Source organism: Streptococcus sp. ALY_208, from assembly GCF_058314295.1.
In genome coordinates this window covers 108,673-132,123 of sequence record NZ_JBZFUI010000005.1, presented here as the reverse complement: position 1 = coordinate 132,123, position 23,451 = coordinate 108,673, and the positions used below count along the sequence as shown (strand labels likewise).

21 protein-coding genes are annotated in these 23,451 nt (G+C 40.6%); 14 read left to right on the top strand and 7 right to left on the bottom strand.

What is annotated here, in order from left to right:
• Nucleotides 1-11: 11 nt before the first annotated feature.
• On the bottom strand, nucleotides 12-1,793 hold the full coding sequence (gene spxB / locus AC4HAI_RS06310; protein WP_491110913.1) for a pyruvate oxidase: 1,782 nt from the start codon (nucleotides 1,791-1,793) through the stop codon (nucleotides 12-14).
• A gap of 251 nt (nucleotides 1,794-2,044) precedes the next feature.
• On the opposite strand from spxB, the gene AC4HAI_RS06305 reads away from it, so the two are divergent.
• The 13 genes from AC4HAI_RS06305 to queF all read left to right on the top strand — a co-directional run bounded on the left by AC4HAI_RS06305 (nucleotide 2,045) and on the right by queF (nucleotide 13,511).
• Complete coding sequence (locus tag AC4HAI_RS06305) at nucleotides 2,045-2,233, top strand: type II toxin-antitoxin system HicA family toxin (RefSeq protein ID WP_491110911.1); 189 nt, start codon at nucleotides 2,045-2,047, stop codon at nucleotides 2,231-2,233.
• 19 nt (nucleotides 2,234-2,252) lie between these two features.
• Nucleotides 2,253-2,630 (top strand): type II toxin-antitoxin system HicB family antitoxin, encoded by a 378-nt coding sequence (locus AC4HAI_RS06300; RefSeq protein ID WP_491079536.1) that lies wholly within the window; start codon nucleotides 2,253-2,255, stop codon nucleotides 2,628-2,630.
• 295 nt (nucleotides 2,631-2,925) lie between these two features.
• On the top strand, nucleotides 2,926-3,933 hold the full coding sequence (locus tag AC4HAI_RS06295; protein ID WP_491110910.1) for a hypothetical protein: 1,008 nt from the start codon (nucleotides 2,926-2,928) through the stop codon (nucleotides 3,931-3,933).
• Nucleotides 3,934-4,146: 213 nt separating this feature from the next.
• A complete protein-coding gene (gene trmFO, locus AC4HAI_RS06290; RefSeq protein ID WP_491110908.1) occupies nucleotides 4,147-5,484 on the top strand; it encodes a methylenetetrahydrofolate--tRNA-(uracil(54)-C(5))-methyltransferase (FADH(2)-oxidizing) TrmFO in 1,338 nt (445 codons plus the stop codon).
• 83 nt (nucleotides 5,485-5,567) lie between these two features.
• Nucleotides 5,568-6,698 carry an AI-2E family transporter gene (locus AC4HAI_RS06285; protein ID WP_491110907.1) on the top strand — a complete coding sequence of 377 codons (1,131 nt, stop codon included), beginning with the start codon at nucleotides 5,568-5,570 and terminating at the stop codon, nucleotides 6,696-6,698.
• Nucleotides 6,699-6,757: 59 nt separating this feature from the next.
• The gene (locus AC4HAI_RS06280) at nucleotides 6,758-7,594 is read left to right on the top strand and encodes a hypothetical protein (protein ID WP_491110906.1); all 837 of its coding nucleotides are present in this window, start codon (nucleotides 6,758-6,760) and stop codon (nucleotides 7,592-7,594) included.
• A gap of 477 nt (nucleotides 7,595-8,071) precedes the next feature.
• Entirely contained in the window at nucleotides 8,072-8,308 is a 237-nt protein-coding gene (locus AC4HAI_RS06275; protein ID WP_491110941.1) for a DUF1858 domain-containing protein, read from the top strand.
• Nucleotides 8,305-9,636 (top strand): DUF438 domain-containing protein, encoded by a 1,332-nt coding sequence (locus AC4HAI_RS06270; RefSeq protein ID WP_491110904.1) that lies wholly within the window; start codon nucleotides 8,305-8,307, stop codon nucleotides 9,634-9,636. The genes AC4HAI_RS06275 and AC4HAI_RS06270 overlap by 4 nt, the downstream gene beginning before the upstream one ends.
• 184 nt (nucleotides 9,637-9,820) lie before the next feature.
• Nucleotides 9,821-10,972 carry a glycoside hydrolase family 3 protein gene (locus tag AC4HAI_RS06265; RefSeq protein WP_491110903.1) on the top strand — a complete coding sequence of 384 codons (1,152 nt, stop codon included), beginning with the start codon at nucleotides 9,821-9,823 and terminating at the stop codon, nucleotides 10,970-10,972.
• A gap of 213 nt (nucleotides 10,973-11,185) precedes the next feature.
• Nucleotides 11,186-11,839, top strand: coding sequence for a 7-cyano-7-deazaguanine synthase QueC (gene queC / locus AC4HAI_RS06260; protein ID WP_491110902.1), 654 nt, complete (start codon nucleotides 11,186-11,188; stop codon nucleotides 11,837-11,839).
• Entirely contained in the window at nucleotides 11,839-12,282 is a 444-nt protein-coding gene (gene queD / locus AC4HAI_RS06255) for a 6-carboxytetrahydropterin synthase QueD (protein WP_491110901.1), read from the top strand. Before queC ends, queD begins: the two co-directional genes overlap by 1 nt.
• The gene (gene queE / locus AC4HAI_RS06250) at nucleotides 12,282-12,998 is read left to right on the top strand and encodes a 7-carboxy-7-deazaguanine synthase QueE (RefSeq protein ID WP_491110899.1); all 717 of its coding nucleotides are present in this window, start codon (nucleotides 12,282-12,284) and stop codon (nucleotides 12,996-12,998) included. Before queD ends, queE begins: the two co-directional genes overlap by 1 nt.
• A 24-nt stretch (nucleotides 12,999-13,022) precedes the next feature.
• Complete coding sequence (queF, locus tag AC4HAI_RS06245) at nucleotides 13,023-13,511, top strand: preQ(1) synthase (protein WP_491079546.1); 489 nt, start codon at nucleotides 13,023-13,025, stop codon at nucleotides 13,509-13,511.
• A 79-nt stretch (nucleotides 13,512-13,590) separates the two neighbouring features.
• Here the strand turns inward: queF and AC4HAI_RS06240 are convergent, their stop codons facing one another.
• The 5 genes from AC4HAI_RS06240 to AC4HAI_RS06220 form a co-directional block, all read right to left on the bottom strand.
• Nucleotides 13,591-14,982 carry a cation:dicarboxylate symporter family transporter gene (locus tag AC4HAI_RS06240; protein WP_491079547.1) on the bottom strand — a complete coding sequence of 464 codons (1,392 nt, stop codon included), beginning with the start codon at nucleotides 14,980-14,982 and terminating at the stop codon, nucleotides 13,591-13,593.
• 202 nt (nucleotides 14,983-15,184) lie between these two features.
• On the bottom strand, nucleotides 15,185-16,255 hold the full coding sequence (xerS, locus tag AC4HAI_RS06235) for a tyrosine recombinase XerS (RefSeq protein WP_491079548.1): 1,071 nt from the start codon (nucleotides 16,253-16,255) through the stop codon (nucleotides 15,185-15,187).
• 280 nt (nucleotides 16,256-16,535) lie between these two features.
• Nucleotides 16,536-18,104, bottom strand: a complete 1,569-nt coding sequence (locus AC4HAI_RS06230; RefSeq protein WP_491110897.1) for a hypothetical protein — start codon at nucleotides 18,102-18,104, stop codon at nucleotides 16,536-16,538.
• A 66-nt stretch (nucleotides 18,105-18,170) separates the two neighbouring features.
• Nucleotides 18,171-19,397 (bottom strand): DNA cytosine methyltransferase, encoded by a 1,227-nt coding sequence (locus AC4HAI_RS06225; RefSeq protein WP_491110896.1) that lies wholly within the window; start codon nucleotides 19,395-19,397, stop codon nucleotides 18,171-18,173.
• Nucleotides 19,398-19,466: 69 nt separating this feature from the next.
• Complete coding sequence (locus AC4HAI_RS06220) at nucleotides 19,467-19,892, bottom strand: very short patch repair endonuclease (RefSeq protein ID WP_491110894.1); 426 nt, start codon at nucleotides 19,890-19,892, stop codon at nucleotides 19,467-19,469.
• A gap of 88 nt (nucleotides 19,893-19,980) precedes the next feature.
• On the opposite strand from AC4HAI_RS06220, the gene AC4HAI_RS06215 reads away from it, so the two are divergent.
• Nucleotides 19,981-20,385, top strand: coding sequence for a hypothetical protein (locus tag AC4HAI_RS06215; protein ID WP_491110893.1), 405 nt, complete (start codon nucleotides 19,981-19,983; stop codon nucleotides 20,383-20,385).
• A gap of 439 nt (nucleotides 20,386-20,824) precedes the next feature.
• Here the strand turns inward: AC4HAI_RS06215 and AC4HAI_RS06210 are convergent, their stop codons facing one another.
• Nucleotides 20,825-23,446, bottom strand: coding sequence for an ABC transporter permease (locus tag AC4HAI_RS06210; protein WP_491110892.1), 2,622 nt, complete (start codon nucleotides 23,444-23,446; stop codon nucleotides 20,825-20,827).
• Between the last annotated feature and the right edge of the window lie 5 nt (nucleotides 23,447-23,451).

Genomic DNA, 23,451 nt, shown 5'->3' with positions numbered 1-23,451 from the left:
AGACGGCGATCTTATTTAATATGACGTGACTCTAAACCTTCTTCTTCAAGGAAGAGGCGGAATGGAATCAAATCTTGTGCTTCGTAGCGTTCTTTATAAGCTGCGATAGCATCTTCTGAATAAAGTTTTGGATCCAATTCGAGTTGAGGAACCTCTACTGGGATTGGACGATCCTGAGTAATGCGAGCATCGATAACAATAGTTTTACCAGCTTTGTTAAGCTCAATAGCTTCTTTGACGACAGCATCAATATCTTCAATCCGGTCTACACGGAAGCCAACAGCTCCTTGGGCTTCAGCAATTTTGACGTAATCTGGGTTGGTAAAGTCAACACCAAAGAGGTGTTTATTGGTATCTTCATACTTGTTCTTGATGAAGGCGTATTCAGCATTTGAGAAGACAACATTGATAACAGGTAGATTGTATTGAACATTGGTAATGACATCTGGATAAGACATGCCAAAGGCACCATCTCCTAGGATATTCCAGACTTGACGATTTGGATTATCCTTCTTAGCCGCAATACCTCCTGGCAAAGCAATCCCCATTGTGGCAAAGAGAGGAGAGGTCCGCCACATATTTTTAGGTGTCATATGAAGGTGACGGGTAGAGGTTTGAGTGGTATTTCCGACATCGATAGAGTAGATAGCGTCCTCGTCAGCGTATTTATTAATAGCGTTGTAAACTTGGAAGAGTTGGAGTTCTCCTTGATTTTTTGTTTCCAGCTTGGTGAGGTAATCACGCCAGTTTTGATTGTTCTTGATAGCAGCACGCCACCAAGGTGTTGATTCGACAGCCTCTACTCGCTCTAAAAGGGCTTGGGCAGCTTGGCCAGCGTCTCCTAGAATAGAAGCATCTAGGGCGTGGCGCTTACCGAGTTTATAAGGGTCGATATCCACTTGGATAAATTTCTCAGTGTTTTTGAAGACTTGATAAACTTCTGAGAAGGGGAAATTAGATCCCATGAATAAGACAGTATCAGCTTCAAAGATAATCTCATTGGCAGGCTTCCAACCAACACGGTAGGCTGAACCGCTCAATCCTTCGTAGTTCCACTCAAAGGCTTCAAAGTTTTTCCCAGTCGTAATGATTGGTGCCTTGATTTTACGTGACAGCTCTGTAATAACAGGACCAGATCCGACCCCACCAAAACCAGCGTAGATAACGGGACGTTTAGCTTGATTGAGAATCTCAACAGCTTTATTAATTTCTGTCTCATTTAGGGCTGGTGCTAGGAAGGTGCGTTCGTAAGATCCAGAACCATAGTAAGAGTCTGCATCGATTTCTTGGAAACCGAAGTTGACAGGGATTTCAACGACAGCTGGTCCTTTTTTGGACATGGCAGCACGGCAGGCTTCATCGATAATTTTTGGTAATTGTTCGGCATAAGCGACGCGCTTATTGTAAACGGCAATACCATTGTACATTGGATTTTGGTTGAGCTCCTGGAAAGCATCCATATTGAGCTCATTAACTGGGCGGGATCCAAGGATTGCTAGGAATGGTGTATTATCCATAGCAGCGTCGTAGACCCCGTTGATCAAGTGAGTAGCACCAGGACCACCAGATCCAATAGCCACACCAATAGAACCACCGAACTTAGCCTGCATTACAGCAGCAAGAGCTCCAGTTTCTTCATGGCGAACTTGTAAGAAATTAATATCTTTATCTTCAGCCAGCGCATCCATCAAAGAACTTAAAGTTCCTGAGGGGATACCATAAATGGTATCCACGCCCCATGTTTTCAAAACATTGAGCATGGCAGCAGAAGCAGTAACTTTACCTTGACTCATAATAGGTCTCCTTAAAAAATATTTATTGTCACATTGGTATCATATCACATTTCCATGAAAACGCATACACAAAAGATTGAAAATTTATGGAGACGGTCTCCGTCGTGATTCTCCTGGTACAAAGACGAAAAAAAGGTGAGCATTTTTAAGTTGAATACGGATAATAGGATAGACACTAAAGAGGTGTCTGTCTTTTATTTTAAATTGACAAATACGTATAATACGCATATAATTACAGAAGGAGTTCCACATTGTCTTTAACTGGAAAGGAATTAGCCAAGTTAGCTGTAAATAATGGTTGGAAAGAGGTTAGAGTACGAGGTAGTCATCATCATTTCAAGAAGGATGGCATACCTTATATTGTCACGATTCCGATCCATGGAAATCAATCAGTTAAAGTTGGTCTTGAAAAGAAAATTTTAAAAGATCTAGGTTTGTAATGATAAAGGAGGGAATCTTATGCTAAAAACATATCCAGCAATTTTTCATAGGGAAGCAGAGGGATACTGGGTTGAATTTCCTGAATTTGGTGGCGGTACGCAAGGAGAAGACTTGGAAGAATCCATGAAGAATGCACGTCAAATGCTCGAGAGTGTATTGGCCTCTTATCTGGATGAAGGAATGAAATTACCTAAACCAAGTGATATAGGGACGATATCTGCTGAGGATGGTTTCGTTACCCTGATTCAGGCGGATCCGAGTCCTTATCTTAGGAATAGCAAAGCCATTCGAAAAAATGTGACGGTTCCTGAATGGCTGGTGCGACTGGCTGATCGTGATCAAGTCAATTACTCTGAAGTATTAACAAAGGCTTTAGAGAAAAAATTACAATTATGAAACAAAGTTAGAAGTGTTGGAAAGCTTGATTTCTAGCGCTTTTTTGAGTATAATGCAGATGATTAAATTGTTTAAAAGGAATCATTTTGAAGCTGAAATCTGGCTGAGATAAATGGCACGATTACGAAATATCGAGACAAAAATTAGTCTACGAGGTTTTAGAGCTGTGTTGTTTCGAATGGTTCCAAAAACTTCATCATAGCTGGGACTATAATAATCTGAGTCTAACGTAGGTGGCTTTTTTTGTCTAGTTTAATTTTACAAGTAGGGTATTACATAGTTGAAAGGTTTTAGTGTGAAAGAGAAAAGTCCAAAGTATATTGTAAAACTCTCTGGTGTTTATAGGCTATCACAAGGAATGGGAGCTTTTTTTATCCTGTCTGGCTTGTTACTTTTTACTCAGGAGGGGAGTCTGGTATCTTTGGCTATAGCTTTATTTGGTGCTTTGCTCATTCTTTTATTTATGGGAATGCCTCTACAAATCCGTGTGGAGACGGATAATCTGGTGTTATGCCAATGGTTTCGTAAAAAGCGTTTTTTATGGCGGAATGTCACATTTTATTTTGGACAGATGGTCTCAGAAACGTCTGCTAGAGCCAGTATCACTTATTATCCCATTATTATTCGTGGTAAAACGATTAATGGTAAGATTAGAGAAGTGTCAGGGCAACTAAGTCCCAAAAGCATTGAAAGTTTTCGGACTTTCTATGACGCTCATATAGCTCCTAAACTAAGCGTTGAGCATGAAGCTACCGGCTGGGAGTATAAGAAGGGGTTGCGTATTTTCCAAAGGACCAGTATAGGTCTTTCGGATCACAGGGCTATGGCTCGCCAGGTCAAACGACGTTTTCTCTTTTGCTATGGTCCAATCGGTCTGCACACCTTCTTTTATCCTCTTCTATTCATCATCTTTTTGATTGTTCGTTTTCAGGATAATGATTTTGGATTTTATCTATTTTTGCTCGGTGCGGGTTTGTATCTAGCTGTGGGTTTGTCATCTCAAAAAGTCTTAATTAAGCTGACTAATGAAGGCTACCTGCGCCTAAAACTGTCGGGGAAAAGTTATCTAATGGATCCTCAGGAATTGTCCTTAACAGTTGGTCCAGTGCAAAATAGCTTTTGGGGCGACTATCGCAATGTCACTTGGACAGCACCGAGCTGGGATAAAGAGAAAAACAATAGTCAGATGATCCAAGTAAAAACGCAAATTGATACCCATTGTATGTGTGATTTCAATGCTTTTGTTGAGGCACATCTGGTGCCGAAAATGAAGGATAAGCCAGTGGTAGAAGAAGTGGGCTAGTTATATTTTGGATATTCTTAAAATCTTTAGATTGTTGAATGAATGGACAAATTTGCGACTTTTATTTTGGAGATCACTCATTACTAGTAGTTTTTTATGCTAGGGCATCGTGTCCCCTTTATTTTACTGATTTTATGCTATAATAGCCTAGTCCATTGACGAAAATTTGTAGAAAGATTTGAGCTAGGGCTTCCTAGCAAAGAGGTATTAGTTTTGTCTCAATCTTATATTAATGTTATCGGAGCGGGCTTGGCAGGCTCAGAAGCCGCCTACCAAATCGCTAAGCGTGGTATTCCTGTTAAGCTTTATGAAATGCGTGGGGTTAAAGCCACTCCTCAGCATAAAACAAGCAATTTTGCTGAATTAGTTTGTTCCAATTCCTTTCGTGGAGATAGTTTGACCAATGCGGTCGGCCTTTTGAAAGAGGAGATGCGCCGCTTGGATTCCATTATTATGCGTAATGGTGAAGACCATCGTGTCCCTGCCGGTGGAGCTATGGCAGTGGACCGTGAGGGCTATGCGCAAGCGGTTACTGATGAAATCAGCAATCATCCCTTGATCGAGGTTGTTCGTGGGGAAATCACAGATATTCCCGAAGATGCGATCACTGTAGTTGCGACGGGACCTTTGACCTCAGATGCATTGGCTGAGAAAATCCATACTCTTAATGGTGGGGAAGGCTTTTATTTCTACGATGCAGCAGCCCCAATTGTTGATATCAGTACAGTTGATATGAGCAAGGTCTATCTCAAGTCTCGCTATGACAAGGGTGAGGCTGCCTATCTCAACTGTCCGATGACAAAAGAAGAATTTATGGCTTTCCATGAGGCTTTGATCAATGCTGAGGAAGCGCCTCTCAATGAGTTTGAAAAGGAAAAATATTTTGAGGGCTGTATGCCGATTGAAGTCATGGCTAAGCGTGGGGTTAAGACTATGCTTTATGGCCCCATGAAGCCAGTTGGCTTGGAGTATCCAGATGATTATGAGGGACCTCGTGATGGTGATTTCAAGACCCCTTATGCCGTTGTTCAGCTCCGTCAAGATAATGCGGCAGGAAGTCTTTACAATATCGTTGGTTTCCAGACGCATCTTAAATGGGGTGAGCAAAAGCGTGTCTTCCAGATGATTCCCGGACTTGAAAATGCTGAGTTTGTCCGTTATGGGGTCATGCACCGCAATTCTTACATGGATTCGCCTAATCTTTTAACCCAAACCTTTCAGTCTCGTAAGAATCCTAATCTTTTCTTTGCTGGTCAGATGACAGGAGTTGAAGGTTATGTCGAGTCAGCTGCTTCTGGATTAGTAGCTGGGATCAATGCAGCTCGTTTATTTAAAGGAGAAGACCCTCTGATCTTCCCGGAAACAACAGCTATTGGAAGTCTTCCGCACTATGTGACTCATACTGATAGTAAGCACTTCCAGCCTATGAATGTCAACTTTGGGATCATAAAAGAGCTTGAGGGGCCACGTATTCGTGATAAGAAGGAGCGCTATGAAAAGATTGCGGAGAGGGCTTTGGCTGACTTGTCCAAGATCAGTGAGCTCTCTTAACAAGATCATCTAATATAAAATAAAACCAGTCATATCAATAATTTTGACTGGTTTTATTTTGCTGGAGAGGGTATAATACTTATATGAAACTTACAAAACGACATTTTGGCTATCTGTTCTTAGTGATTGCTGTGATTTATGCGACGGTGACATATTGGTCCTTAGCGCAAGATATTCTCGGTAAGGTCTATGGCGCTAGTTTTCCCTTCTTGATGGGAGGTGGATTGGCCTATATCATCAATATCGTCATGAGTAGCTACGAAGATTTGATGCGCCTGATCTTCAAAAAAGATATTCCTGGTCATCGTGCTATTAGTATGCTGCTGTCCTATTTGACCTTTATCATTGCTATTTTTTTCATTTTCTCGATTGTTTTGCCTGATTTGGTCGATAGTCTGAAATCCTTGACTAAGATCGATTTTGAGGGGATTGCTAAGAGTTTGGATAACTTGCAAAAGAGTGAAGGGGTCAGAAAAGTCCTGACAGATTTTAATATTGATCTGGATAAGAGTGTTAACGACCTTCTAGCTCGCTATAATGAACAGATTTCCTCTACAGTGGTTGGGATCTTGAGTGGTATTTTAGCATCGACCACCTCTTTGGCTTCTCGCCTGGTTTCTGTCTTTGTCAGCCTTATCTTTTCTATCTATGTCTTAGCAGGAAAGGAAAAGTTAGGACGTCAGGGGAATATGCTGATTCATGCTTATTTACCACAGTATGAAGAGCAGTTTCACTATGTGAGACGGATAGCTCATGAGAGTTTTCATGGCTTTTTCAAGGGACAGACCATCGAGGCTATTATTTTAGGGAGTCTGTGCTCTTTTGGAATGATTCTCTTTAAGCTCCCTTATGCTGGAACGATTGGTATTTTAGTAGGCTTTACTGCCTTAATTCCTGTTGTGGGGGCCTATATCGGGGTTGTCATCGGATCGATTTTAATTATGACGCAGTCGGTCCCTCAAGCCTTGTTCTTTGTGGTTTATGTTGTCATTTTACAACAATTTGAAGGGAATCTGATTTATCCACGTGTCGTTGGCGGTTCTATCGGCCTTCCTGGAATGTGGGTCATTTTATCTATTTCTATCGGGGCAACCTTGGGCGGTGTTTTTGGAATGTTGATTGCCGTACCATCAGCAGCTACCCTTTATAAGCTTATTGCCAATCATGTCAGGCAGAAGCGATTAAATGAGTCTTTGTCTTCTGAAGGCAGTTAACAACTGCTTTACTTCCTATAGTGGAATATATATTGTATGATTAGAAAGTTGGCGCTTATATGTCACGTCAGACAAAAAATGTTTTAAAACGAGTGATGGTCTTCTTGATTTTTCTTGTATCTTTGGCCCTCTTTGCTTTTGTGGTCATGCACACCATCTATGTCTATAAAGTTTGGAATCAGATCGATGCTGGTTTTGTCGCTAAAGATGGTAGTATCGAGAGCTTGGATAAGGCTGTTCGCCAGTTGCTTTTCCCTTTTGCTGGTTGGCTATTTATCCAGATTATCTTTTTCCTATGGTTGTTATCACACTTTTTCAAGTCTACGTCTATGGCTTACTACGAAGAGATTACCAGACCTTCTAAAAAAGGCAGGAAAAACCGAAGATTCGATGATGAGGATGACTATGTTCAAGAATCATCTAGAAAGTCTCGCCTAGCCTCGTCTGCTGAGGTCTTTGGTTATGAAGATGATGAAGAAGAGGAAGACAGTGAAGATGGCGATACTAGTGGGATCGAATGGGAATTGAGATCTGGATCAGATCTTGATGAGGCAGCAAGTGAGGAAGAAAAGCTGGAGCAAAAATTAGCTGAAGTCAGTCTGTCTGATACTTTAGAAGAGAGTGCCTCCCAAGCAGCCGGTGTCAGTAAAAATAGTGTCGCTCAGGAAGCCGCTTCTAAAACGGATTCTGATCGTGTATCAGTTTCAGTTGCTAAAAAGTTTCAGACCGTTCCGGTGGCCTATGCTGAACTGGTGACGGGTCCTAGTTTTAGTGCGGATGATCAAGACGATCAGCCATTTCCTGAGGAGAGTGGTCAGTCTGAATCTGACTTGCTAGAAGCCCCTCAACCGATGAGAAAGCGCAAGCGACGTGGTCGTTTTGCGAAACATAAGTAAGAGAGAGTGGGATAGAAATCAAATTCTTCGAATTATTGATTTCTATCCTTTCTTTTCTTTTTAGGCGTTCGATCAGAAACGTTCTCCCAGATCATTTTACTCCTTAGTTGCCTTTTCCTAGTAAGCAGTTCTATTTTAATGGTCGTTAGTGCTATAGTGACTTGCCTCATAGCCATTATAGCTGTGCGATTTAACTTAAATAATAGGCCAAATCTATGAGTTAAAAATCACAAACACGTGGATACCTATATCATCGGTGCGGTTTAAAACTAAGAAATACCACCATCTCGCCTGATGTGGTGGTATTTTGTGCATGTATCGATATAAGTGGAGGATTTCAATCTGAGCCTAACAATGAGGGGGCTAGGAAAGGCAGTAAATTATGGTTTTCTCACGGCTTACTGATTGAGTCCTACTCTTACTTTTTTAGCAAATTTCGTTATAATAAAGATAAGATTAGAAAAGAGGTCAACCATGATGAGCAATACCATCGATTTGTCAAAGCCAGTAGCGCAGCTTGTAGAAGAGCATCCAGAATTAAAAGAGCTCTTGGTCGATCTGGGCTTTAAACCCTTGGCTAATCCTCTTATGTTAGAAACAGTGGGACGGACAACTAGTTTACAGGCTGGAGCCAAAATAGCTCGTATCCCGCTGGATAAAATTATACGGACCCTAGAGTTTAATGGCTACCAAGTGGAAGGAGAGCAACAATGACAGCAGAACGTGTTGACATTCTAAAAGACATCTTATTGGATCTGCACCGAGGAGCTAGTCCAGAATCGGTACAAGAGCGCTTTAACCAACACTTTAAGGGTGTGTCAGCCATGGAAATTTCTATGATGGAGCATGAGCTAATGTCTGCTGAAACAGGTGTAGGGTTTGAGGATGTCATGAAATTGTGTAATGTTCATGCCAATCTTTTTAAAGGAGCAGTAGAGGGGGTAGAAGCAGATGATATAGACCATCCTGGCCATCCAGTATATATCTTTAAAGAGGAAAATTTAGCCCTGCGAGCAGCTCTCCTGCGTATCCGCCGGATTTTAGATCAATATGCAGCACCGGACAATGAGGCTTTTAGGGAGGAGATCATCACAGGTCTCACACACCAAATGGATCTTTTAGGGCAATTTCATATTCATTATACACGAAAAGAAAAGCTCTTTTTTCCTATTATGGAGCGCTATGGTCATGACGCTCCCCCGAGGGTCATGTGGGGAGTAGATGACGAGATTAGGGTTCTCTTTAAAGAAAGCAGGGCTCTCGTGGACCGATTGCCTGATGTTCCTATTCAGGAAGTGTCTGCCTCTTTTGAGGTATTCGCTAAGGAATTTGAAGAAATGATCTTCAAAGAAGAATCTATCCTGCTGATGATTTTATTGGAAACATTTACGCAAGACGATTGGTTGCAAGTTAGGGATGAAAGTGAGGCCTATGGTTATGCTATTATTCGGCCGAGTGAAAAATGGGTCCCCCATCGTGAATCCTTTGAGCACGAAAGCAGCGATCAGCCAAAAACAATGGTATCTACTGCTGGTAGTGATGGTGCGATGACCATTGACACTCCGCATGGCCAATTCACCATTAGTTTCACCCCGAAACAAGGTGATAGTCCTACAGACCGTTCACAGGTAGAGCCAATGGGAAACGGTTATTTGTCTATGGATCAAGCCAATCTCATTCTCAATCATCTCCCCTTAGAAATTACCTTTGTCAATAAAGATGATATTTTCCAATACTATAATGATAGCCTTCCCTCTTCTGAAATGATCTTCAAGCGAACCCCTAGTCAGATTGGCCGTCATGTCGAGCTCTGCCATCCACCAAAATTGCTGGATAAGGTCAAGAAAATTTTTAATCTCTTACGCTCCGGTGAGCGAGATAAAGTAGAGATGTGGTTTAAGTCTGAACGTACAGGTAAATTCGTTTTTGTCACTTATGTGGCTGTACGTGATGAGAAGCAAGAGTTTCAAGGTGTTCTCGAATATGTCCAGGACATCCAGCCGTTTCGTGATATAGACAGCGATTGGAATCGAGAGGTCTAGATATTTATGACGCTCAAACTATGACAGGGTTTCCTTTATCACAATCATGACCACCCATTAAACAGGTGGTTTTTGATTCTATATAAAAGAGCCCCTTTACCCTTTTGATAAGTGTGGTGTTGTGCTACAGGCTAAAAGGTGATTGCTTTTTTCTCTTTTTGGAAAATGTTATAATGAGCACATTATGAGAAGACGCATTAAACCCCTTATTGTCCATAGTTTCTTTCTAGTCTTGATTTTGAGTCTGGTCTTGAGTCCCCTTTTTGTTTTGCCTCAGGAACGCTCTCGTTCTATAAAGTCAGATAAAGAAAGGTCGGCTCAGCAGGCTCAGATAGCCCATCGTGATAAAGTTGTGGATAAGATTCTCTCAGATATGACGCTTGAGGAAAAGGTTGGCCAGCTTTTTTGGGCTAGAGTCCCTGAAAAAGACCAAGTCAAGGATATCCAAACCTATCATTTAGGTGGTTATCTCCTGTTTGGCAAGGACTTTGAAGGCCAGACAAGGGATAGTCTCAAGTCTTTAACCAAGTCCTATCAAGATGCGGCTAATATCCCTATGCTGATTGGATCAGATGAAGAGGGAGGAAGTGTTACACGGCTGAGTAGTATTTTGGACAAGCCTTTTGCTTCTCCCATGTCCCTCTATAAACATGGCGGTATTCAGGCGATTGTCAAAGATACTCAGACTAAGGCTCAGACTCTCAAATCTGTGGGGATCAATGCAGGACTTTTTCCAGTTGCTGATGTTGCAACAGATCCCTCAGCTTTTATTTATGGTCGTACCATCGGTCAAGATGCTAATAAAACAGCAGATTATGTCAGTCAGGTGGTAACTACCCTCAAGGAGCAAAAAGTGGGCTCTACCCTCAAACACTTCCCAGGTTATGGTAATAATGGAGATAGCCATACTGATATTATCAGGGATAAGCGAAAGCTGTCTGAGCTGAAAAAATCTGATTTACTTCCTTTTAAAGCCGGAATAGAGGCTGGAGCAGACAGTGTCCTTGTGTCCCATAATATTATGACGGCTATTGATGATGTTCCTTCCTCCATCTCACCTAAGATCAATCAGCTTTTGAGACAGGATTTAGGGTTTGAGGGAGTTATTATGACAGATGATCTGGATATGGCGGGCTTGGCAGATTTTGTTAGTCAGGATGAGGCTGCTTATCGTGTTCTCGCCGCTGGCAATGATATTATTATGGGATCGTCTTATCAATCGCAGATTCCTTATCTCCTGGATAAGATTGATGCTGGTGATCTCTCTGAAAAAGCTATAGACAAGTCAGTGAAACGTATCTTGATTTGGAAGTATGATTTGGGATTGTTAAGCTAATGGAAGACTAATGATCAAGGATCTATTTTTGCTCGTTTACTTGCTTTTCCCTACTGATCGTGTTACTATAATGAAGCATTTATTATAGACTGATGTTTGGGAAAAGCCATCACTAAAAAAAACCTGCGCAAGCATATTTGGGTGGTCTTTACCAAGTTGGTAAGGGCTTTTTCTTTTGCCATCAGTTAGGAAAGATAAAGGGGTGTATCTCATATGAAACGAAAATCAGCTCTGGTCGTCTTTAGTGGTGGTCAGGATTCAACAACCTGTCTGTTTTGGGCAATGGAGCACTACCAGCATGTAGAAGCAGTGACTTTTGTCTATGGCCAGCGTCATGAGCAAGAGGTAGAGGTTGCCAAAGCGATTGCCAAGGAGCAGGGTATCGAGCATCATATCCTTGATATGTCTTTACTGAGCCAAATCACAACCAATGCTTTGACCAGTGATATGGACATTGAAGCAAAAGAAGGAGAGGTGCCAAATACGTTTGTAGATGGGCGCAACCATCTCTTTTTATCCTTTGCAGCTGTTCTAGCTAAGCAAAAGGGAATCACTGATATCGTGACCGGGGTCTGCGAGACTGACTTTTCTGGTTATCCTGACTGTCGTGATGTTTTTGTCAAATCGCTTAACGTCACTCTCAATCTAGCTATGGCTTACGATTTTGTCATTCAGACTCCACTCATGTGGCTGGACAAGGCTGAAACGTGGGCCTTAGCCGATAACTTAGGTACCTTTGACTATGTACGAGAAAGGACACTGACTTGCTACAATGGCATTATCGGTAAAGGTTGCGGTGAGTGTCCCGCTTGTAAGCTTCGTCAGCATGGTTTAGACACTTATCTGTCCAAAAGGGAGGCTCGCTGATGTTTTTAGCACCCAAGGAAATCAAACAAGAGACCGGCGAGTCCCTAGTCTATGCTCCTAGACGTGTTTTGGTGTCCAAGTCCTTTACCTTTGATGCAGCTCATCACCTTTTCCAATATGAGGGGAAATGTAAAGCCTTGCATGGTCATACCTATCAGTTAGAGATTGCGATCAGCGGCTACTTAGATGCCAAGGGAATGACCTATGATTTTGGGGATCTTAAGGCTATCTATAAAAAAGAGCTGGAACCCAAGCTGGATCATCGCTATCTTAATGAAAGTTTACCCTATATGAATACGACAGCAGAAAATATGGTTTACTGGATCTATCAAAGGGTGAAGCAAAGTTTACCGGATGAGCGGGGCTTGCGTATGGAGCATGTCCGCCTATATGAGACTCCGACTTCTTATGCAGAATTTCGCAGGGATTGGGAGGAAGACTAGTGGTTAGAGAACGTGTACTAAAATTACCCGTTTTAGAAATATTTGGTCCAACCTTTCAAGGAGAAGGACGTGCTATCGGTCAAAAGACCATGTTTATCCGTACGGGTGGGTGTGATTATCATTGTGACTGGTGTGATTCTGCCTTTACTTGGGATGGTTCAGAGAAGCCAACTCGCATGACCAGCGATGAGGTTATCGCAGCTTTAGATGCTTTGGGGACTTATGATTATGTCACTCTCTCTGGGGGGAATCCTTGCCTACTGTCAGCCAATATGGCTGAGTTAGTGAGCAAACTTAAGGCACGTGGTGTGACCTTGGCTGTCGAAACCCAAGGATCACGTTGGCAGGAGTGGCTTCTTGATATCGATGATGTGACCTTGAGTCCTAAGCCACCATCAAGTAAGATGGAGGTCAATATGGAAACCCTAGACTTTATCGTAGCTAAACTTCCTAGAGAGCGTGTAACCTTTAAGATTCCAATCTTTAATGATGAGGACTTAGACTTTGCTAAGATGATTCAGGAGCGCTATCAGCCTGATGTCCTCTATCTTTCAGCAGGAAATCCTGAGCCTAAGGCAGATGGTAGTATTGTGGCGCATCAACTGGAGCGCCTTGGCCAGCTCTGGGACCGTATAGCTAAGGATGATAGCTGGGGTAATGTCCGTGTTCTCCCTCAACTCCACACACTCGTTTATGATAATAAACGTGGTGTCTAACTATATTTAGAAAGAAGGTCTTAAATGACTCAAGACGAAATGAAAGATTTGACCCTACTAGGGAATCAAAAAGTTCCTTATGTTTTTGACTATGATCCAAGTATTTTGGAATCCTTCCAAAATCGCCATCAAGATAATGATTACTTTATCAAGTTCAACTGTCCAGAATTCACCTCACTTTGCCCTATTACTGGGCAGCCTGATTTTGCAACTATCTACCTATCTTATATTCCCGACGAGCTCTGTGTAGAGTCGAAATCACTTAAACTCTACCTTTTCTCTTATCGTAATCATGGTGATTTCCATGAGAATTGTATCAATACTATTGGTAAGGATTTGATCGACCTGCTAAAGCCTCGCTATCTAGAAGTTTGGGGTAAATTCACCCCACGAGGCGGTATTTCAATCGATCCCTACTTCAATTACGGTCGTCCAGGCACCAAGTATGAAGAGATGGCTAATTACCGTCTCATGAATCACGATCTATATCCAGAAACAATTGATAATCGTTAAAAATAAAAAGGGTCGAGACTTATTGTCTCACCCTTTTTTTATGCCTTTATTTGAAATCTTTAGTGGTGCTGATGGGAGCCTATAAAGTGCTAGTGACAATGGAGTCAGTGTCATTGAGCAAACGGGTATCTAGCTGATTGGTTCTTTTAGCTGTGATGATACCGGCTAGAATGCTGTCATTGACATTGACCAAGGTACGACCCATATCAACAATAGGATCAACAGCAATCAAAACTCCCAATGTGGCTACTGGCAGATTGAGACTGCCAAGTACGATCAAGGCGGTGAATAAAGCACCTCCGCCGACACCGGCTACACCAAAGGAGGCGATGACATCGATAGCTATTAGAGTCAGGATAAATTGCCATGAAAAAACATTAATTCCAACTGTTGGTGCGATAATAGTGGCGATCATAGAAGGATAAACACCAGCACAGCCATTTTGGCCAATCGTCAATCCAAAGCTAGCCGCAAAGTTGGCAATCGTAGGATTGATCCCCAATGATTCTGTTTGAATTTTAATGTTCAGGGGCAGCGTTCCAGCACTCGTACGAGAGCTAAAGGCAAAGATAAGAGCTGGCCAAGCTTTCTTGAAGTAGAGGATAGGATTGATTCCATTGAACAGCAGTAGGGCTGTATGGACTAGGAGTACTGTGATTAGCGCAGCATAGATGGCTAGTATAAAGATTCCCAGACGTCCTATTGTATCTAGCGAATTCACAGCACTGGCTCTTGTGATTAAAGCAAAGATACCATAAGGTGTCAGTGATAGGACTAGCTTGACAATACGGTTTATGATTAGCTGAAAGCTCTTGATAATTTTAGCAAACAGCTCAGCGCTATCAGGGTCAGCTTTCTTAACTCTTAAGAAGGCAAAGCCAACAAATAAAGCAAAGATCACAATAGCGATGGTACTGGTTGCCCGAGTTTCTGCAAAATCAGCGAAGATATTGCTTGGTAGGAAGCTGACAATTTGCTGAGGCAGGGTTAGACCGGCGAGTTCATCTTGATGTTCTTGGATACTGGCCAAGGCTTCTTTATTAGCACTGCCTGCAAAGTTAGCTCCTTGCAGATGGAAGAGAATCACTGAAGAATAGCCAATCAGGGAGGCTACAGCGGTGGTTCCAAGCAGGACCGTCAGCGTATTTCCAGCAATTTTTCTAATATTTTGTGTAATATCTAGCTGCGTAAAGGCACTGACCAAGGAGATAAAAACCAGAGGAATGATCAACATTTTTAAGAGGGAAACATAGCCATCTGCAACAATCCCTAACCAATCGAGGGCACTTATAAGAGCAGGATGTTCAGCCCCCAGTAGTAGTTGCAGGACTAGGCCAAAAGCGGTCCCAGTGATGAGTGCAGTAAAGACAGAAGTGGTGAAACCTACTTTTTTCCGATGGAAATAAACCAGGAGAGCTAGAAAAGCAAGGGCTACCACTAAGATCAGAGCGGTTAAAACATTAACAGTCATAATAACCTCCTTTAGCTTGAATCTATTAAATAAAACTGAGGCTATTATAGTCCCCTTCTTGTTGTCGTTCAAGAGTATTGGTGATTGTAATTTTTAAAGAGACTGATAAAGAGTCCTTATCATGGTTTAGGACGGTGAAAATATTGCTAATATAATAAAACCCTCTTAGACTTTTTCTAAAATAGTTTACATAATTTATTTACTATAAATTATCCAAGGCATTTTTTTGCTCGTCATTGACAATGTGGGTGTAGAGGTCGGTGACCTGAGTCGAAGCATGACCGAGTTGGTGACTGACGAGTACTTGGGATTTGGTGGCGTCATAGAGGCGGGTTGCTAGCGTGTGACGGAGCTTGTGGGGAGTCACACGAACTTTGAAATCTTCGGAATACTTAGCCACCATTTTTTCGATACTGGAGGCATCGATACGGTTAGGAACCCCGCGATATTCAGAAAGAAAGAGGGCAACATCTTGTTTTTCGGCCTTATAGCGACTTTTTCGGATCCTTAGATAATCCTCTAAATAAGATTTGGCAAAGCCAGCAACATTGACGGAATCTCGCTTACCACCCTTACGAGTGACTTCAATAACCATCATATTGAGATTGATATCTTTCAGATCAAGATTGACAGCTTCTGACAAACGCACACCAGAAGCCAGCAGCAGGGCAATAATGGCTAGATCACGTTCCTTATTTTTTCGGAAAGATGATTTTGCCCGATTGGAAAGCTTACCTTCATAATCTTTGTCCACATAATCCAAAAATTCCATGGTTTCATCACCTAGGAAGAGCTTCTGTTTGATATTTTCCGCCCTGGCAGCAAGTGTTTCCTTTTTCTTTTTAGTGGAGACTTTTTTCATAACATTGCGGTAGAAATAAGGCTCACCCTGATCATTTTCAACCTCCTCAGTTAGATACTTGTAGAGACTGGAGAGGGCCGATAAAGTACGGTTGATAGTGGTCTGCGACACCCCGTTTTTAGTCGAATAGGTATTGAGTGACGGACGTTCACGCAAGTAAAGAATAAAGGATTCCATATCTTTTTTAGTTAATTTCTCTAGACTCTCTAGCGGAATGTCAGCAAGCTTATCAGCCTGAACAATGTCAGCATCTATCAGCCATTCGAAAAAACGACGGTATTCCTTGAGATATTCATATAAAGTCGTCAGACTGTAAGGAACAGCTAATTTGGATTGATAATATTCCAGAACATACCATGGCATAAGAGCCTTTAATTCCTCGATTTTTTCTAATAAACGTTGACGTTTCATCAGTTCATTTTCCTTTGTTTTTTAATCGTTTTTATCCAGATAGTAGTATATCACGCCTGTATATATTTTTCAAGAAAATTACAGTTTTTCGGAAAGAAGTTATAACAAATACTCGAAACGATTGATATTCTTTTCAGAGTCAAATAATAAAATCCAGCCACACAAAAGACATTCATGTAACTGGATTTTTTAGTTAGTCTTATATCCCTAATTTTTTCGTTTCCTGTTCAATATCTAGGCAGCGTTTTCTAACGGCAAATATTGGCACGTTGGTTTAGCTTTACTTATTTTTGCTAACCCATCCAATGGCATCTTTTGGTGGATTCTCTTTATCGATCCAAATAAATTCAATGCCAATCGTTGAATTATTTTTATATTTTGTTAAACGCACTGCGTTGATTTCTAATTCAACCAATCGATCATAAGTTAAACGTTCCCTGTCCTTTAGCTGAAAAACTCCCTTTAAAATCCACTCACCTAGTATACTTTGCTTTTGTGTTGACTGGATTGCTTTGCCGTTATCTTGATTGATATAAGCTTCCACTTCGTCGCCAGATGGTAAAAATTTCAATGTAAATTTGCGATCTTCTTTATTTAAAGCAAGTTTATTGGATCCTTTGATAAAGGTACCGATATTTTTTCCGAAAAAATCTGGATTTTCTTTATGAAAATTTCTTGAATCTGGAATAGGGATATAGAGTTCACTAACAGGACGATAAACCATGTGCTCAACTTCTTTTGTTAATTCCTGATTTTTAATTTCCACAAGATAAGCCATAAGTTCATTTCTAACAGATTTCATATCAATGGTCTTATCCAATAAAATTTTTTCTAGGTAAGAAATTACTGTTGATAATTGGGATTTTGGCAAACTATCATTGAATTTATTCTTAAAGCTATTAATACGTTTCTGACGGCTCCTTTTAGATAACTTACTTCCGCCATCAAAAGCATTATAACCGGAACTTTCCTCAACTTCATTCTTAGCATTTGGAATCATCCAAGAAACAGTCTGTTCAATCTTATCCTCTGTTGGTGTAATTTGTGATAATTCATGCAAATGCTCAAAAAGATAAAAAGGATCTTCTATATACGAAACCTCCCACGTATCAACAATAATTTCCTTATTGTCAAAAGTCATATGAAGCTGGCTGTCTGCAGCTGTATACTTGTAGATATGATTCCCATCAGTAAATCTAAAATTAGTGGGATTATTTTTATTTGTTGAACCTAAAATCTCAATAGTATCAATATTAATCGGAAGATATGAGGTTTCACCGACAAAAATCTGAGGGCGCTGTCCTTTCGTTGTTGGCATTAATACGTGATAAACAGATTCTATCGATACATCATCTGATTGAAAGCCTTTTATCTGAGATTTAGAAGATTCAATACGCTGATTTCTCAAGCGAGCAATTTCATACGCCAACGCCTCGTAGTACTCCTTATTTGCTTCGTCTGCTTCCTGCTTAGTTTCAGAACTATCAGCGTATTTCTTGATAGTATTTAAAATGTTTGTCCAATTTTGAGAGTCTTTCTTAAACTGTGCCACTTTCTGATCGCCAGAATTAATACCAAAAGATTTAATTCCAACCAAATACTTACGCTTACTATCTAGCATCAAAGAGGCATCGTATGATGTATTAGCTATGTCTTCAGCAACTGCATTAAATGCTTTCTGAAAAACCGTTTCTTGAAATTTAGAGTTGACAATGGGAGCTACATATTCCTGCGTAACATTGCTAGTATCACTATCAGCTTTTTGTGAAAAAGCTTCACTTAAACTTGCAAAATTAGTAATTAATGTTCGATAACGCTCTTTGTCTGTATGACGTAAATCTTGCCACATGATTTAACCCCTTTATTTTGTTAATTTCAGTATATCAAAAAGAAGCAAGTTTTCCACTTACTTCTTCTAATTATTCATAATTAAGCTATAAAAAGCACCATTTTTTTTCTTATTAACAAAAGTTAAATAATCCTCAGCTGTAAGAATCGGTAACTGTTCTTCTAAACTGTAAACATAATTCTCTGCTTCCTCCTCGTTCGAAAAATAATTGACCAGATAAGACTGACCATCGAAAGGCCCATTCATTTGTGTATAAATTAAGCCAACTTTCCCTGTTCTATCAAATTGTGATACTCCCTCAGAATGATTTAAAGCGTAAGCAATCTTTTCTGCAATTCGCTTAATAACTGGGACAACAACACTGTTTCCAGCTTGTTTGTAAAGCTGTCCATTGGAAACTTCTTGTGGAATTCTAAACTCTGTAGGATAGCCTTGAGCATTAAAAGTCTCTTTTGGTGTTAATTTACGAATTTCACCGCTATCCGTTAAAATCAAAGGGACATTGTGTCCGCCTGTTCCCATATTAGCAGTCAGCGTAGGAACTACGCCGTTTTTATTTTCTCTAACATACTGACGGCGCCATTGATAAACTGTATCTTGACTGGTTATACCATCTCTCAGTTGATCATAAAAATTTTGACGCCCTTTACGGTAATAATAAATATCAGCTTTCTGGCTCGAAAAATCAATAATATCTTTGAGTGTTCTAGTTAATGCTATTTCGTCTGGAAATTCAAATAAATCATATGCTTCTTTACTGTTAAATCCAACAATATAAATACGCTCACGATTTTGTGGCACATTTCCATAATCCTTACTGTTCAGAACTTTCCACTTTATAAAGTAATTGTTATCTGTCAAAGCTTCTCTGATAACTTTAAAAGTGTTGCCGTGATCGTGACCAACCATATTTTTTACATTTTCAATAAAAATAGCTTTTGGTTTTCTTGCCTCTATCATACGAAGCAGTTCAAAAAATAAGTCGCCACGATCATCTTCAAAGCCTTTGCGATAGCCAGCTATAGAAAAAGCCTGACACGGGAATCCCCCCACAATCACGTCAACCTCATCTCCGATATCATCAGCGGATACAGCATGAATATCGCGTGAATCCAGAGGAATATTGGGATAATTCAATGCATAAGTCACTCTGGCATATTTATCAAATTCATTTGCAAACACCACTCTGAACTCGTTGGTTTGTTCAAAACCTAACTCAATTCCGCCGACTCCTGAAAAGAAAGCAGCAATATTATACTTTCTATCCTTCGCAGAACTTACAGAATTTGTCATGTAAGCACCTCTTTCAAAACTAGTTTAACTCATATAGTATAACATTAAATCAACAAAATTGCAGCCATTCTATTGTACATCTCTTTTCTCTTCAAGAATTATTTCGATTAAATCCGCACAGGAAACAACATCTGTTCTGATGTCTTTCTCCCAGAATCGTAATACTGTCCAGCCATCATCTTTTAATTTTGCTGTAACTTCCGCATCTCTAGCTATATTTCTTTCAATTTTAGGCAACCAATAATCTCGTCTGCTTTTAATTTGCTTTTTACGATTCTCCCAGTCAAAACCATGCCAAAATTCTCCATCACAGAAAACTGCAACTTTTTTACCTTTAAAAACTATATCTGGCTTTCCAAAAATAGTTTTTACATTTTTTTGGTAACGTAAACCACGAGACCAAAGTTCTTTTCTTAAAGCCGTTTCTATCTTTGATCCATTGCTTTTTATTGCCTGCATGTTTTTTCTGCGTTGTTCAGGTGTATGATTATCCATATATTTCACTTCCTTACTATATTTTTAAGCTTATAACCTATTGTAATATGTTAAAATTGATCAATGATAATATTATAAAGGAGAAATTATGGCTAAAGCTGGTGATTGTTACACAGTTATCCTAAAACACACACATGTGGGATGGGGAACCCATCGATATACAAATACAAGACCGACCATCTATGGAGAGTGCTACATTCCGGTACCAAGTTCAGATGCACGTAATATTGGAGTATATAATTCAAATTATACGAATGGCAAAGATATATTAGGATACAATATTTTTAACGCTGTATCTTCAGATGGCTATTTTACTGGAAAGGTTAAGGCATCAGGAAACAGTCGCGCTGGAAGTTGCTATGCCAAAAACCTATCTGGCGCTGGAGATCTAAAAGCTTTCTCTGATTGGTTTCAACAAATGAACGTACAGCCAGGAACGAGAATCAAAATAGAGTGGGTCAGTCCAAGCGAAATTCGGTTCACAATAATGTAACCTTGCTAACTGACCTAAGAATATAATTTCTTAGTACACTTCTATGCTTATTTAGTTTTATAGCAATAATGGAGAAGGCTTTTATCGATTTGTAAGAAGAACAAATCGTTTCCTAAAGCCAGCTATCACAGCGATCAAAATATCGTTAGAGATTGCTAACAATACGTGCAAAATGAAAGACTGCTGACTTCCATTTTAGCCATGAAACCGCAAATTTACTGATGTGCTGAACCACACAAGTCTAGGGGTGACTGGGAATACAATTTATCAGCTAAACGACTATATTATAATTATACCAAAAAAGCGCAGTCCGCCTCTTTTCGACTGTGCTTTTTATAAACCTGTTCGATAGCTTTCTGATTTGGCATTACCGACAAATTTTTACTGATTTGCTGCAGAGTGTCAGTATATTATTTAAAACTGAAATAATCATATCTTATCAATCAACGCTTTTGAGGGCTTCCAGCATATCAACCTTCTTTAGTCTGTGATTGACCAGCCAGCCTAATGCACTCAGAATCACGATAATGGCTAGCACTGGAATGAGATAGACAGACCAAGTTAACGAGTCATTAAAGGTAAAATTATTTCCGCCCATCTGGCTGATCAAAAGTCTGTGGAGTCCAAATCCACCAATAAGGCCTACCAGAATACCGATTAGCGACAGGGTGATGGTCTCACGATAGATATACATGGTGACCTCTTTACTGTGGAAACCGAGCACCTTGATGGTTGAGAGTTCACGAATACGTTCGGCAACATTGATGGTGGTGAGATTGTATAAAATCACAAGGGCCAGTAAAATCGAAACGATAATCAAAATCAGCATGACGCTGTTGAGAGAGTCCACTACTTTTTCCAGAGAATTGACCATGGCAATATTCTGTGAAACAGCTTCTACTCCTTTAACATCCAACAAATCAGTCGACAGTTTTTTTACCTTGCTGTCTGAACTATTTTTAACCTGTAAGAGATAGGCGTTGGTTGATAGATCAGTCTTAAAGGCTTTTTGGTAGTAATTCTGTGTCATAAAGATAAAATGGCCTGTATAGATCTGAGCAATGCCAGATACTTTCAAGGAGACTTTATGGCCATCCTTATCGATATAATTAAAGTGATCGCCGACCTTTACCTGATAGAGTTGGGCGAGTTTTTCAGATAGAATAACCCCATCATCTGATAGTTTGAGTCTTTGGTCTTTGGATGATGATAGATTAATCATACCAGAAAAGTCTTTATTCGGTGTTACTAGGCTGGTTACCGTTTGGTCCTCTGTGACATTTTTAATCGTCTGTTCATTCGTTTCATAGTAGATGTCTAAGTTTTTACCGAAGTCTTTGGAAGCAATGGCTTTTTTGACAGCTGTTTTTTCCTGAGAGGTTGCTTGCTTGTTGCGGACGGTAATCATATCATAGGAGAAAATCTGTCCAAATTGCTTGTCGGCAACTCCGGAAATGGACGATTGGATACCCAATCCAGCAAATAATAAAGCAACTGAGCCAGCCACCCCAAAGATGGTCATCAGCATGCGCTGTTTATAGCGAAAGATATTACGAGCAGTGACCTTGTGCGTGAAGCTGAGACGATTCCAGAGGAAAGTCAGTCGCTCTAAGAGAATCTTAGAACCCGCTGCTGGCGGTTTGGGCAGTAAGAGCTGGGCTGGTTTATCGCGCAGCTCACGATAAGCTACCCAAAAAGCTGGTAGAATACTGGAGAGAATGGCTAGGCCCAATGCTAAGAGAATGTAAGAAGCATGAGGAGACAATTCCATCTTATTTAGGGTCAGATCGCTCATAGCGATATTGCCGATATTGACAGGGAGGTAATAGGTACCTGCAATCACTCCTAGGATCGTTCCGACAATACCAGCTGTAGCGCCATAAATGACAAATTTACGGATGATATCTCGATTGGAGTAACCAAGGGCCTTGAAGAGCCCAGAATTTTGTCTCTCCTCATCGACAAAACGTGTCATGGTCGTAAAGGTGACCATGGCGGCAACTAGGTACAAAACAATGGGGAAAAGGTCGGCTACGATTGCGATACTATCAGCTGTTGCCGAAAAAGAGGTATAGCCATCGCCACCTGGAAGCGTAGAGCGTGTGTAGCTGGTGTAGGTTGGTTTGCTTAACCGGTCTTTCTCTTTTTGAGCAGCAGCGATCCTTTCTTGTGCCTGACTGATTTGCTTGCTGACCTCTGCTGCTTTCTGAGGCGGTAATTGAGTTTGAGCGCCTGCTTGTGCTAATGAACCTTTGACCTTATCTACCTGCGCTTGCTTCTTATCAATTTTTTCTTGAGCATCAGCTTTGAGGTCAGCTAAACGCTTGCTACCATTATCTTTGAGCAAGTCATTTAGGTCTTTTTGATGGTCGGCTAGTCTTTTCTCATAGGTATGTTTAAAGGGATTAAGTCCCGTCAGATCATTATAACGAATGCGAGCGATACTGTAGACATGACTGTCGAAGGCTTCTGGTAAAGCAACAGCATAGCCTGATAGGCTGCCATCACCAGCTGTTGAGCTGCCCAAGCTGGTCTTGGAGAGGATTTCTGTTGAGTTGACAAAGCCTGTGATCGTGTAGGTATCATATTTTAATGAGTCTTTATTACCTCTTTTAAAAGTAATACGATCCCCAATTTTATAATCCTTACGGTAGGCCTTAGATAGAGCAATTTCTTTGGCCTTTTTAGGAAACCTTCCTGATGTGAGTTCATAGCGGGAGACATCATTGCTAGCATGATCATAGGAGAAAATACGAACAGCGTCTGTATGATCTTTGATCGTGACATCATTTAGGTAGCCGTACTCCACTTTTGCTCCCTTGATGGCAGACAGCTCCTTTTGGTCGTCCTTACTCAGTCCATAATCTGCCATAACGCTTAGGTCCATCGTGTGATACTTGGATAAGTAGTCACTGGCAGTTGTTTGCATATCGGGTGTGGTCGACTTGAGGCCGACTAGGGCAAAGGAGCCCAGCATCAATAAGAGCACAATTGAAATAAAGCGTCCTTTGGATCCTGCTATGGCTTTACGGACATCTTTCCAATAGATTTTTTTAGACATAGCTC